The organism is Streptomyces sp. CA-288835 (assembly GCF_050936385.1).
In the GTDB taxonomy this organism is placed as follows: Bacteria; Actinomycetota; Actinomycetes; order Streptomycetales; family Streptomycetaceae; genus Streptomyces.
Genome location: NZ_JBNJMW010000001.1, coordinates 8,504,988 through 8,517,140 on the forward strand (window position 1 = coordinate 8,504,988; position 12,153 = coordinate 8,517,140).

Here is a 12,153-nt window from a genome sequence, read left to right on the forward strand (position 1 = left end):
GGCCGCAGGCGTCCTGCGAACGAAGGGGTTGCTCCCCAGGGCCGTGTCAGGGAGCGGCTCCTTCTGCGGACGGAGGGCGACCCTGAGTTGCCGTGTCCTTGTGAGCCCGGCGTACTCAGCCTCCGGACCGGTCACATTCCATGATCGCGTGGTGCCCAGGTGCCAGTACCGGCGGGGCACTGTCGTCGGGAGGCGGCGGAAAATCGGCGATAGCCAGCTCCACGTCCGCCGTGCACGCCTCGTTCCCGCATTCGCACGCGAACGCGTACATCGTGCTCAGCGCGCCGTCCGGGGCCCAGGGGCGGGCGTCGAACTGCTGGTGTTGGGAGACGGCGGCTCTGTTGGCGTACCGCAGAAGTCGTCGGCGCTCGGCCGCCGTCGCCGCCACGGGGCATTCGGCCAGGGCGTCGGCGAACAGCGCCTCGACCTCCGCGACGGTGTCCGCCACGCTCTGACGCCCGTCGACGATCAGCTTGCGCCCGCCGTACTCCTCGACCTGCGCTTCGATCTCCCGCCGCAGCGCCTGATACAGCCGGAAGGCGCCCACGCCCGGCGCCATACCCCGCTCGACGAGTCGGTCGTGCTGGACCTCGGCCGTCGGCAGCAACCACACCGCCCGGCCGGACGGACCCGTGACGGGCGGTGTGACGGGCGTGCCCTCCGCGATGACGAGGGGCGAGGGCGGGAGCGCGCGTACGTCGTCGACGATCATCCGGCCACGCTCGTGATGAAGCGACATCGCGACCATGTCCTCGACCGGTGCTGTCCACCGCGCGGCGCGCGGCATCCGCTCCCACGTGATCGCGGCCGTGTGCCCGGCCGCGATCGCCCGGTCCCGGTGCTCCCACGTGTGGGCGTCCGCGTTGTACCACCGCAGCCCGTGCCGCCGCGCGAGCAGCCGTGCCACGGTCGACTTGCCTGCCCCGGGCGGCCCGCCCAACCACAACACTGGAGGTGCCTCGTCCATCTCTCCCCTCCCCGCGATCACTGAGTGACTCTGCGGAGTCTTTCGCAGGAGCAGGGTCCCTTGTGGTCGGTACACACCCGATTGGATTGCATAAACGTGCATTGAAGCGTATAGTCATGCCGTCTAGGAGGAGGGTTCCATGGCGGTACGTGCGGCGGTGGCCGGAGCGAGTGGGTACGCGGGCGGGGAACTGCTGCGGCTGCTTCTGGTACACCCCGAGGTCGAGATCGGTGCTCTGACCGGCAACTCCAACGCGGGGCAGCGGCTCGGTGCGCTGCAGCCGCATCTGCTGGCGCTTGCTGATCGTGTGCTCCAGGAGACCAGCGCTGACGTCCTCGCCGGGCATGATGTCGTCTTCCTTGCCCTGCCTCATGGGCAGTCCGCCGCCGTTGCCGAGCAGCTCGGTCCGGATGTTCTCGTCGTGGACATGGGGGCTGACTTCCGGCTCAAGGACGCGGGGGACTGGGAGAAGTTCTACGGTTCCGCGCATGCCGGGACCTGGCCCTATGGGCTTCCCGAACTGCCGGGTGGCCGCGCCGCGTTGGAGGGGTCCAAGCGCATCGCGGTACCCGGCTGCTACCCGACCGCCGCCTCGCTCGCCCTCGTTCCGGCGTACGCGGCCGGGCTCGCCGAACCCGAAGCCGTGATCGTCGCCGCCTCCGGGACCTCAGGCGCCGGCAAGTCGCCCAAGCCGCACCTGCTGGGCAGCGAAGTCATGGGCTCCATGTCGCCGTACGGCGTCGGCGGCGTCCACCGGCACACCCCCGAGATGATCCAGAACCTCGGCGCGGCAGCCGGCGAGCCCGTCACCGTCTCCTTCACGCCGACCCTCGCCCCGATGCCGCGCGGCATCCTCGCCACGTGCACCGCCAAGGCCCGGGACGGCGTCACCGCCGAGTCCGTGCGCGCCGCGTACGAGAAGGCGTACGGCGACGAGCCCTTCGTACATCTGCTGCCGGAAGGGCAGTGGCCGGCGACCGCGTCCGTCTACGGTTCCAACGCCGTTCAGATCCAGGTCGCGTACGACGCCGCCGCGCACCGCATCATCGCGATCAGCGCCATCGACAACCTCACCAAGGGCACCGCGGGCGGCGCGGTGCAGAGCATGAACATCGCCCTCGGGCTGCCCGAGGACACGGGTCTTTCCACGATCGGAGTCGCACCGTGAGCGTCACCGCTGCCAAGGGCTTCACCGCCTCCGGCATCGCAGCAGGCATCAAAGAGAACGGCAACCCTGACCTGGCCCTCGTGGTCAACAACGGGCCCCGTCTGGCCGCCGCGGGCGTCTTCACCTCCAACCGTGTGAAGGCCGCACCCGTGCTGTGGTCCGAGCAGGTCCTCAAGGGCGGCCTCGTCTCCGCCGTGATCCTCAACTCCGGTGGCGCCAACGCCTGTACGGGACCCAAGGGCTTCCAGGACACGCACGCCACCGCCGAGAAGGTCGCCGAAGTACTCGGTCATAACGCCGGGGAAATCGCCGTCGCGTCGACCGGGCTCATCGGGCTGCTGCTCCCGATGGACAAGCTGCTGCCAGGAGTCGAGGCAGCGGCACAACAACTGACCGAGCACGGCGGCGAGAAGGCCGCCATCGCCATCAAGACCACCGACAGCGTCCACAAGACGTCCGTCGTGACGAAGGACGGCTGGACCGTCGGCGGCATGGCCAAGGGCGCGGGCATGCTCGCTCCCGGCCTCGCCACCATGCTCGTCGTCCTCACCACGGACGCCGACGTGGAGAGCGACGCACTGGACAAGGCCCTGCGCGCGGCCACCAAGGTCACCTTCGACCGCGTCGACTCCGACGGCTGCATGTCCACCAACGACACCGTCCTGCTGCTCGCCTCCGGCGCCTCCCAAGTCACCCCGGAATACGCCGAGTTCGCCGAGGCCGTACGCGCCGTCTGTGACGACCTCGGGCAGCAGCTCATCCGGGACGCCGAGGGCGCCAGCAAGGACATCAAGGTCGAGGTGATCAACGCGGCGAGTGAGGACGACGCCGTCGAGGTGGGCCGTTCCATCGCCCGCAACAACCTCCTCAAGTGCGCGATCCACGGCGAGGACCCCAACTGGGGCCGCGTCCTGTCCGCGATCGGTACGACCCGAGCGGCCTTCGAGCCGGACCAGTTGAACGTCGCCATCAACGGCGTATGGGTCTGCAAGCACGGCGGCGTCGGCGAGGACCGCGACAAGGTCGACATGCGCTACCGCGAGGTGCACATCGTCGCCGACCTCGCCGCGGGCCGCGAGACGGCCACGATCTGGACCAACGACCTCACCGCGGACTACGTCCACGAGAACAGCGCGTATTCGTCATGAGCACTACTCGCAAGCACACCGCCCTGCCCAAGGCGCAGATCCTCATCGAGGCGCTGCCCTGGCTGGTGCGGCACAACGGCAAGACCGTCGTCATCAAGTTCGGCGGGAACGCCATGATCGACGAAGACCTGAAGGCCGCCTTCGCGCAGGACGTCGTGTTCCTGCACCACGCCGGCCTCAAGCCCGTCGTCGTGCACGGCGGCGGGCCGCAGATCAGCGCGGCCCTGGACCAGCACGGCATCGTCAGCGAGTTCAAGGCGGGCCTCAGGGTCACCACCGAGGACGCCATGGACGTCGTACGCATGGTCCTGGCCGGACACGTGCAGCGCGAGCTGGTCGGGCTGCTCAACCAGCACGGGCCGCTCGCCATCGGCATGACCGGCGAGGACGCGCACACCATCACCGCCACCAAGCACCAGCCCGAGATCGACGGGGAGTTGGTCGACATCGGGCGGGTCGGCGAGATCACCGCAATCGACACAGGCGCGATCGAGGCACTGCTCGAGGACGGCAGGATCCCGGTCATCTCCTCGATCGCCCGTTCCCAGGACGACGGACATGTCTACAACGTCAATGCTGATACGGCGGCTGCGGCACTCGCTGCGGCACTTGGCGCCGAAACCCTCATGGTCCTCACGGACGTCGAGGGCCTCTACGAGGACTGGCCGAACTCCGACGAGGTGATCAGCCGCCTCACCGCGAAGCAACTGGAGAAGCTGCTGCCCGAGCTGGCCAGCGGCATGGTCCCGAAGATGGAGGGCTGTCTGCACGCCGTGCGCAATGGCGTGAACACCGCCCGCGTGATCGACGGGCGTGTCCAGCACTCGATCCTGCTGGAGATCTTCACCGACGAGGGCATCGGCACGATGGTCGTGCCGGACGAGGACGACAAGAAAAAGGGGGACGCGGCGTGAGGGGCAATGAGGAGCTGACCACGCGCTGGCAGGGCGCGCTCATGGACAACTACGGCACTCCACGGCTGCCCCTCGTCCGCGGTGAGGGCACCAAGCTCTGGGACGCCGACGGCAAGGAGTACCTCGACTTCGTCGGCGGGATCGCGGTGAACGCGCTCGGCCACGCACATCCCGCGATCGTCGAGGCCGTCAGCAAGCAGATCGCCTCCCTCGGCCATGTCTCCAACCTCTTCGTGGCCGAACCGCCCGTCGCGCTCGCCGAACGGCTGCTCCAGCTCTTCGGGCGTGACGGCCGCGTGTACTTCTGTAATTCCGGTGCGGAGGCCAACGAGGGCGCCTTCAAGATCGGGCGGTTGACCGGGCGTTCACACATGGTCGCCACGCAGGGCGGCTTCCACGGCCGGACCATGGGCGCCCTCGCCCTCACCGGTCAGCCGGGCAAGCAGGAGCCGTTCCTGCCGCTGCCGGGCGACGTCACGCATGTCCCGTACGGCGACGCGAAGGCGCTGGCCGCCGCGGTCACCGAGGACACGGCGCTGGTGATCGTCGAGCCGGTCCAGGGCGAGAACGGCGTGGTCGTACCGCCCCCCGGTTACCTCAAGGCGGTTCGCGCCATCACCGCCGCCACCGGCACCCTCCTCGTCCTCGACGAGGTGCAGACGGGCGTCGGACGGACCGGGCACTGGTTCGAGTACCAGGCCCACGAGGGCGTCCTGCCCGACATCGTCACCCTCGCCAAGGGACTCGGCGGCGGGCTGCCGCTCGGCGCGACCGTCGCTTTCGGCCGCGCCGCCCAGCTGCTGAAGCCCGGTCACCACGGCACGACCTTCGGCGGGAACCCGGTCGCCTGCGCCGCGGGGCTCGCCGTTCTCGACACCATCGAGGCCGAGGGTCTGCTGGAGAACGTGAAGCGGACGAGCGAGAAGCTGCGCGGCGGGGTGGAGGCACTGGGCCACCCAATGATCGACTATGTCCGTGGCTCGGGCCTGCTCCTGGGTATCGTGCTCACCGAGCCGCTCGCGCCCCAGGTGCAGCAGGCGGCTCAGGACGCCGGCCTACTGGTGAACGCGCCCGCCCCCGATGTCGTACGGCTGATGCCGCCGCTGAACATCGGCGACGACGAGGTGGAGGTCTTTCTCCGGGCACTGCCCGGCGTCCTCGACGCAGCGGCCGACGCGGCCGCTGCAGCCAACGGGGACGGACGAGCCAAAGAATGAGACGACGACGATGACTCAGGCGCAGGATCACGAGCACGCCGGGCCTGCCGTGCCGCAGACCCGCACCGCACGCCACCGCCGGATCGTGGACATCCTCAACCGGCAACCGGTGCGCTCCCAGAGCCAATTGGCGAAGCTCCTCGCCGACGACGGGCTGACCGTCACACAGGCGACGCTCTCCCGGGACCTCGACGAGCTGAACGCGGTGAAGATCCGCAACAACGACGGCGACCTGATCTACGCGGTACCGAGCGAGGGCGGCTTCCGCACTCCGCGCGCGCCGCTGGGGGAGTCGGCGAAGGAGGAGCGGATGCGGCGGCTGTCCGCGGAGCTGCTGATCTCTGCGGAGGCTTCTGCGAATCTCGTGGTCCTGCGTACGCCGCCGGGCGCCGCGCAGTTCCTCGCCTCGGCCATCGACCAGGCGGAGCTGCACGACATTCTCGGCACGATCGCGGGTGACGATACGTTGCTGCTGATCAGCCGGGATCCGACGGGTGGGCAGGCGCTGGCGGATCACCTGCTGCGGCTGGCTCAGAACAACCACTGAGGCGTACGGGAGTGGGGCGCGCCCTTCGTTGGGCTGCGCCCACTCCCAAGTGATTGCGTCTTGGCCGCCGACCGGTTGTTGCTGGTCGCTCCCCCACTCTCGGCTGCGCTCGAGCGGGGGGACCCCCATCGCGGCGGAGCCGCACAGTGAAACAGCCCCGCGCCCCTGCTGAAGGGGCGCTTCAGTCACCCGAGTCGTCGAGCCAGCCCATCCGTGCAGCGGACCTCGTCGCCCGCCGTGATCAGCAGCGCCTCGACGTCCGGCAAGGACTCCAGCCAGTCGAGAGCCTGGCGGGAACCCATCGCGAAAGCCGCCGTAGCCCAGGCGTCCGCCCAGGTCAGCCGGGGGCACACCACCGTCACGGCCACCAGGTCCGTGACCGCGGACCGGCCGGTGCCCGGGTCCACGATATGTACGCCTCGCTCGGCCGAGCCCGAGGTGGCGACCGCCAGTTCGTCGGCGCCGGCCGCTGAGACGACCGCCGCGAGCGAGCCCGGACGCAGCGGGTCCGAGACGCCGACCCGCCAGGGCCGCTCGGGCCCCGGCGTGCCGAGCAACTGCACGTCGCCGCCGCCGTTCACGCTGACGCCGCTCACCCCGGCGGCCATCAGATGCCGGGCCGCGCGCTCGACCGACCAGCCCTTCACCAGACCGGTCGGGTCGACGACACCCCCGTACTTCGTGCTGAACCAGCCGTCGCTCAACCGCTCGGCCTCGGCGCACAGTTCGAGGACCTCGGCGACCTCCGGGTCGCACTCCTCGACCGTCAGCTCCTCTCGGCCGAGCCGGGAGATCTGACTGTTCTCCTTGTACGTGCTGAACACGGTGTCCACCACGTGGAGTTGGGCGATTGCCTCCTCCAACGCGGTCTGCACGGCCGCCGCTTCGCCCCCGCGTACGTCGAACGAGACGACCGTGCCCATCACCTCCTCCGCGTGACGCACCGCGGGGGGCGCCTGCGCGGGATCCGCCACCTCAGCCACCGACCTGGTCCAGGGCGTTCTGGAGGGACTTCTTGTAGCCGGCGCTGGTGTAGCTGGCGCCGGAGACGGCGTCGATGTCGGCGCTGCCTTCGGCGACGGCGGCCTGGTTGAGCTTCGGGATCGAGTTGGCGCTGACCTGGTCGCTGCGTCCGCCCTGCGGCTTCTGAACGGCCTCGGCCTTGGTGATCTTGCCGCCGCTGTAGGTGATACGGACCTGTACGGGGCCGTACTGGGTCTTGGCGACGGCGCCGGTCAGTACACGGGCGTCGGGCGCCACATCGGCGGACCCACCGCCGCCACCGTCATTGCCGGAATCTGCGGACCCGCCACTCCCGCTGCCGCTGCCACTGCCACTGCCCGAACCGGCCTGGCCGGATCCGGCAGCCGCCCCGCCGCCACCGGACTGCGGAGCCTTGTCGAGGGCCGACTGGAGGGACTTCTTGTAACCGGCGCTGGTGTAAGAGGCGCCGGAGACCGCGTCGATGTCGGCGCTGCCCGCGGCGACGGCCGCCTGGTTGAGCTTGGGAACGGAGTTGGCGCTGATCTGGTCGCTGCGCCCGCCCTTGGGCTTCTGGACCGCCTCGGCCTTGGTGATCTTGCCGCCGGCCATGGTGACGCGCACCTGGACCGGACCGTACTGCGTGTCGACCGCGTCCCCGGTGACCGTCTGCGCCTGAGCCGAGCCGGACGACGAACCGCCGCCGCCACCGGACTGGGACGCCTTGTCGAGAGCGGACTGGAGGGACTTCTTGTAGCCGGCGCTGGTGTAGGTGGCACCGGATACGGCATCGATGTCGGCGCTGCCGGCGGTGACCGCGGCCTGGTTCAGCTTGGGGATCGAGTCGGCACTGATCTGGTCGCTGCGTCCGCCTTGCGGCTTCTGAATGGCCTCGGCCTTGGTGATCTTGCCGCCGCTCATGGTGACGCGGACCTGGACCGGGCCGTACTCCGTCTTGGAGGCGGCTCCGGTGACCGTGCCGTCCTGGACGGCCGACTGCTGAGCGCCGCCCTGTGGCGACGCTCCGCCGCCCGGCGCGGCTGCGTCCGACGACGGGTCCGACGCCGGCTTCAGCGAGAGGACAAGGACGATCCCGGACACGGTGGCCGCGGTGGCGAGCATGGCACGCCGAATGGGGTGACTCTTCTTCATCGCTCCTGACTCCCGTCGCTCACATCTCGAACGACTCGTGATGGATGCGGCGGGCCGGTACGCCCGCGCCGCGGAGTGCTTCGTAGACCTGCTGTGCGAAACCGGGCGGCCCGCACAGGAAAACGTCATGGCTGTCGACGTCCGGCAGCTTTCTGCGGAGGGTCTCCGCCGAGATGTCGGGTCGCTCACCGTCCGGGCTGTTGACCGCGTACATGAGCCGGGCGCCGCGCTCGTCGGCGATGGCGGCCAGCTCGTCCCACAGGGCCAGGTCCTGGGTGCTGTTGGCCCGGTAGAGCAGCGTCAGATCGCCGGGCGAGCCGGGCAGCGTCTCGAACAGGGCCCGCATCGGGGTGATGCCGACACCGCCCGCGATCAGCAGCACCTTGCCGCTCCGGCGCCGGGAGGCGGTCATCGCGCCGTACGGGCCCTCGGCCCATACGCGGGTACCGGGCTCCAGCTCGCGCAGCCTGGAGGTGTGGTCGCCGATCGCCTTCACCGTGATACGCAGCATGTTGGGGCGGGGCGCCGCCGACAGCGAGTACGGGTGCGAGCTGAAGCGCATGCCGGGCGCCATGAACCGCCACCGGAAGAACTGCCCGGCCTCGGCGCCGATGCGGTGGAGCCGGCGCCCCGAGATCAGCACCGAGACGACTCCGGGTGCTTCCTCGACGACGTCCGCGACCCGCATACGGTGCCGCAGGTTCAGCCGGATCGGCACGAGCACCCGGTACCAGATCGCCAGTGCGGTCACGGCCCCGTACAGCGCGTACCAGGCCGTGGTCGCTGCGGGCTGGACGGCGAAGTCGTTACCCGTGGACAGCTGGTGCCAGAAGGACAGGTACACGGCCGCGTACGTCAGCAGATGGATGTGGTACCAGGTGTCGTACGGGATCCTGCGCCGGATGCCACCGATGGAGATCAGGCCGATGAACAGCAGCAGACTCGTGCCGATCGCGGCCTTGCCCATGTCCGGCAGCGTGTTCACCGAGTCGATGGTCTGCTGGACGATCCCGGAGAACCCGAGGCCGGCCTGCAGCGCGTAGCCGTACATGGTCAGGATGAGATGGGCGAGGACCAGGCAGAGCGTGTAACGCCCGCTCATCGCGTGCCAGCGGGCGACGCGGTCCGAGCCGACGCGGCGCTCCAGCGCGGGCACCCGGGCCATCTGCAACACCACGAGGGCCATCAGATAGCCGGCCAGCAGACCGGTGATCCGGCCGGCGCCGAGAATCCGGTCCGTGTTGTTGGCGATGGCCGGAGTGTTGCTCCACCACAGCCAGACCACCCCCACCGCACCCGCCCAGACAGCGAGCAGGAGCGGGACTGCGGGATTGCGGCGAGGGCGGATGCGGCGCAACGTCTGGCGCCGCGCAGCGCGACCGCCGGCGATCGTACTCACGGTTCCTCCGTGGGACTGGCGAGAGGGGGAGTGGCCCTTGGCCCAGTGGTACGTCGCGGGACGCCAGCTTGTTCAATCGACCAGGGAGCAAGGGGTGAACTGCTGCGACCCGCGGTAACCCACGGCGACTTCAGACGCTCGGGCTCGGGGGAGGGCGACGGCCCCTCAACGCGAAGGAGCCCCCAAGGGATGGGCTCCCTAAGGGGGCAGACGGGCTCCGTGGCCGCCCCGGCCCAGCGCTCGGGGCAGCCACGGAGGGCTTACTCGGTGTCGTTAATCACAGGACTTACTGGTTGAGCTCGCAGGTCGCGAGGGCTTCGAGGCCCTCGGGCTTCTCGGCGGCTCGGCCGATCGCCGTCTCGATGCGGTTCAGGGCCGCTACGCGCTTGTCCTCGAGCGGGCCGAGGATGGCGTTCTGGATGAAGTTGGGGCCGCCTTGGCCGACGGTGTCGACGATGCGCTTGTTGGCTTCGGCGATCTGGTTGTCGAGCTGGGCGAGGTTGCTGTCCACCTCGGCCTGCGCGGAAGCGGGGATCTCGGCGGGGAGGCTCGACTCGACCTCGGGACAGCTGATGGTGCCCGCGGCACCGGCGTTGCCCGCGTCGTCCTCGGCTCCGCCCGCATCCTCTTCGTTACCGGCGTCACCGGCCGCGTCCCCGGCGCCGTCTTCGTTCCCGCCCGCCGCGTCGGTGGGCGCCTCGGTCGGCTCCTCCTCGGCCTCGTCGCCCGCGCCACCCGTGTTGAGCTCGCAGGTCGCGAGGGCTTCGAGGCCCTCGGGCTTTTCGGCGGCTCGGCCGATCGCGGTCTCGATGCGGTTCAGGGCGGCGACGCGCTTGTCCTCGAGCGGGCCGAGGATGGCGTTCTGGATGAAGTTGGGGCCGCCCTGGCCGACGGTGTCGACGATGCGCTTGTTGGCCTCGGCGATCTGGTTGTCGAGCTGGGCGAGGTTGCTGTCCACCTCGGCCTGCGCGGAGGCGGGGATCTCGGCGGGGAGGCTGCCCTCCACGGCCGGACAGTTCACGGTGCCGGGCGACGCGTTCGTGGCGGCCTGATCGCCGTTGTTGTTCGACGTCTCGCCGGCCAAGGCCGATCCGGCGATCACGGCGCCGGACAACACCACTGCGGCGGCGCCGCCGATCATCGCCACCCGGCGTCTGTTGTACTTCGGGAGAGCCCTGGACATGCGGAAGCCTCGCTCTGGTCGGGGGTTCGGCCGCCCGTGGTCGTTCCGGGCGGCGTACTCCAGCTGTCGTTTACGAACGCGGCGCCTGCGTTCAGCGGGAGATACGCGAAAGCGGTTTCACCCGTTCAAACGAAACCTGAGATTTGCTCGCGGTCTTCTCGCACGGCACCCGTCAGACCCTCGCGATTGACGAACCATGCAGAGTCCTGCATACTCATGCATGTCAGCGAATGCACTGTGAGGAGAAACCCGTGACCGAGCGCGTCGTACTCGCCTACTCGGGCGGCCTGGACACCTCCGTCGCCATCGGCTGGATCGCCGAGGAGACGGGCGCCGAGGTCATCGCCGTTGCCGTGGACGTCGGCCAGGGCGGCGAGGACCTGGACGTCATCCGCAAGCGCGCGCTCTCCTGCGGTGCCGTCGAGGCCGAGGTCGCGGACGCCCGGGACGAGTTCGCCGAGGAGTACTGCCTCCCGGCGATCAAGGCCAACGCCCTCTACATGGACCGCTACCCGCTGGTCTCCGCCCTCTCCCGGCCGACCATCGTCAAGCACCTCGTCGCCGCCGCCCAGAAGCACGGCGCCACCACGGTCGCCCACGGCTGCACCGGCAAGGGCAACGACCAGGTCCGCTTCGAGGCCGGCATCGTCGCCCTCGCCCCCGACCTCAAGTGCATCGCCCCGGTCCGCGACTACGCGATGACCCGGGACAAGGCGATCGCCTTCTGCGAGGAGAAGGGCCTGCCGATCGCCACCACCAAGAAGTCGCCGTACTCCATCGACCAGAACGTCTTCGGACGCGCCGTCGAGACCGGCTTCCTGGAGGACATCTGGAACGCCCCGATCGAGGACGTCTACGAGTACACGCAGAACCCCGCGCTCCCGCGTGAGCCCGACGAGGTCGTCATCACCTTCAAGGCGGGCGTCCCGGTCGCCATCGACGGCAAGCCCGTCACCGTCCTGCAGGCGATCCAGCAGCTCAACCAGCGCGCCGGCGCCCAGGGCATCGGCCGGATCGACATGGTCGAGGACCGCCTCGTCGGCATCAAGTCCCGTGAGGTGTACGAGGCTCCCGGCGCCATCGCGCTGATCACGGCCCACCAGGAGCTGGAGAACGTCACCGTCGAGCGCGAACTCGCCCGCTACAAGCGGCAGGTCGAGCAGCGCTGGGGCGAGCTGGTCTACGACGGCCTGTGGTTCTCCCCGCTCAAGCGCGCCCTGGACGGCTTCATCAACGAGGCCAACCAGCATGTCTGCGGCGACATCCGGATGACCCTGCACGGCGGCCGCGCCGTCGTCACCGGCCGCCGCTCCGAGTCGTCGCTGTACGACTTCAACCTCGCGACGTATGACACGGGCGACTCCTTCGACCAGTCTGCGGCCAAGGGCTTCATCGACATCTACAGCCTGTCGTCGAAGATCGCGGCGAAGCGGGACCTGGCGTAAGCCTCGCCCGTACAGACCTGACAGCCGCCTCC

Annotated in this window: 11 protein-coding genes; 6 read left to right on the top strand and 5 right to left on the bottom strand. The window is 69.7% G+C overall.

From position 1 onward, the window contains the following. Positions 1–115 precede the first annotated feature (115 nt). Positions 116–967, bottom strand: a complete 852-nt coding sequence (locus ACQEVY_RS38385; RefSeq protein ID WP_432954316.1) for a hypothetical protein — start codon at positions 965–967, stop codon at positions 116–118. 139 nt (positions 968–1,106) lie between these two features. On the opposite strand from ACQEVY_RS38385, the gene argC reads away from it, so the two are divergent. The 5 genes from argC to ACQEVY_RS38410 are packed head-to-tail and all read left to right on the top strand — an operon-like array spanning position 1,107 to position 5,961. Further along, complete coding sequence (argC, locus tag ACQEVY_RS38390) at positions 1,107–2,135, top strand: N-acetyl-gamma-glutamyl-phosphate reductase (RefSeq protein ID WP_432954318.1); 1,029 nt, start codon at positions 1,107–1,109, stop codon at positions 2,133–2,135. Beyond that, positions 2,132–3,283 carry a bifunctional glutamate N-acetyltransferase/amino-acid acetyltransferase ArgJ gene (gene argJ / locus ACQEVY_RS38395; protein ID WP_432954320.1) on the top strand — a complete coding sequence of 384 codons (1,152 nt, stop codon included), beginning with the start codon at positions 2,132–2,134 and terminating at the stop codon, positions 3,281–3,283. The genes argC and argJ overlap by 4 nt, the downstream gene beginning before the upstream one ends. Further along, the gene (gene argB, locus ACQEVY_RS38400) at positions 3,280–4,197 is read left to right on the top strand and encodes an acetylglutamate kinase (RefSeq protein ID WP_386344682.1); all 918 of its coding nucleotides are present in this window, start codon (positions 3,280–3,282) and stop codon (positions 4,195–4,197) included. Before argJ ends, argB begins: the two co-directional genes overlap by 4 nt. After that, on the top strand, positions 4,194–5,414 hold the full coding sequence (locus tag ACQEVY_RS38405; RefSeq protein WP_432954322.1) for an acetylornithine transaminase: 1,221 nt from the start codon (positions 4,194–4,196) through the stop codon (positions 5,412–5,414). Before argB ends, ACQEVY_RS38405 begins: the two co-directional genes overlap by 4 nt. Positions 5,415–5,424: 10 nt before the next feature. Beyond that, entirely contained in the window at positions 5,425–5,961 is a 537-nt protein-coding gene (locus ACQEVY_RS38410; protein WP_328772843.1) for an arginine repressor, read from the top strand. Between the two features lie 185 nt (positions 5,962–6,146). Here the strand turns inward: ACQEVY_RS38410 and ACQEVY_RS38415 are convergent, their stop codons facing one another. The 4 genes from ACQEVY_RS38415 to ACQEVY_RS38430 all read right to left on the bottom strand — a co-directional run bounded on the left by ACQEVY_RS38415 (position 6,147) and on the right by ACQEVY_RS38430 (position 10,676). Further along, complete coding sequence (locus ACQEVY_RS38415) at positions 6,147–6,884, bottom strand: FAD:protein FMN transferase (RefSeq protein ID WP_432955627.1); 738 nt, start codon at positions 6,882–6,884, stop codon at positions 6,147–6,149. 52 nt (positions 6,885–6,936) lie between these two features. Beyond that, positions 6,937–8,094 carry an FMN-binding protein gene (locus ACQEVY_RS38420; protein ID WP_432954324.1) on the bottom strand — a complete coding sequence of 386 codons (1,158 nt, stop codon included), beginning with the start codon at positions 8,092–8,094 and terminating at the stop codon, positions 6,937–6,939. Between the two features lie 19 nt (positions 8,095–8,113). Continuing rightward, positions 8,114–9,493, bottom strand: coding sequence for a ferredoxin reductase family protein (locus ACQEVY_RS38425; RefSeq protein WP_432954325.1), 1,380 nt, complete (start codon positions 9,491–9,493; stop codon positions 8,114–8,116). A gap of 286 nt (positions 9,494–9,779) precedes the next feature. Next, positions 9,780–10,676, bottom strand: coding sequence for a hypothetical protein (locus ACQEVY_RS38430; RefSeq protein ID WP_432954327.1), 897 nt, complete (start codon positions 10,674–10,676; stop codon positions 9,780–9,782). A 251-nt stretch (positions 10,677–10,927) separates the two neighbouring features. Here ACQEVY_RS38430 and ACQEVY_RS38435 point away from each other — a divergent pair, with 251 nt between their 5' ends. Further along, on the top strand, positions 10,928–12,121 hold the full coding sequence (locus ACQEVY_RS38435; protein ID WP_432954328.1) for an argininosuccinate synthase: 1,194 nt from the start codon (positions 10,928–10,930) through the stop codon (positions 12,119–12,121). The last annotated feature ends 32 nt before the right edge of the window (positions 12,122–12,153 follow it).

What these genes read in the sequence shown, in the direction of transcription:
- ACQEVY_RS38420 (WP_432954324.1), bottom strand. Translation starts at nt 8,094, where the DNA reads ATGAAGAAGAGTCACCCCATTCGGCGTGCCATGCTCGCCACCGCGGCC.
- ACQEVY_RS38410 (WP_328772843.1), top strand. Translation starts at nt 5,425, where the DNA reads ATGACTCAGGCGCAGGATCACGAGCACGCCGGGCCTGCCGTGCCGCAG.
- ACQEVY_RS38385 (WP_432954316.1), bottom strand. Translation starts at nt 967, where the DNA reads ATGGACGAGGCACCTCCAGTGTTGTGGTTGGGCGGGCCGCCCGGGGCA.
- argC (WP_432954318.1), top strand. Translation starts at nt 1,107, where the DNA reads ATGGCGGTACGTGCGGCGGTGGCCGGAGCGAGTGGGTACGCGGGCGGG.
- ACQEVY_RS38415 (WP_432955627.1), bottom strand. Translation starts at nt 6,884, where the DNA reads ATGGGCACGGTCGTCTCGTTCGACGTACGCGGGGGCGAAGCGGCGGCC.
- ACQEVY_RS38430 (WP_432954327.1), bottom strand. Translation starts at nt 10,676, where the DNA reads ATGTCCAGGGCTCTCCCGAAGTACAACAGACGCCGGGTGGCGATGATC.
- argB (WP_386344682.1), top strand. Translation starts at nt 3,280, where the DNA reads ATGAGCACTACTCGCAAGCACACCGCCCTGCCCAAGGCGCAGATCCTC.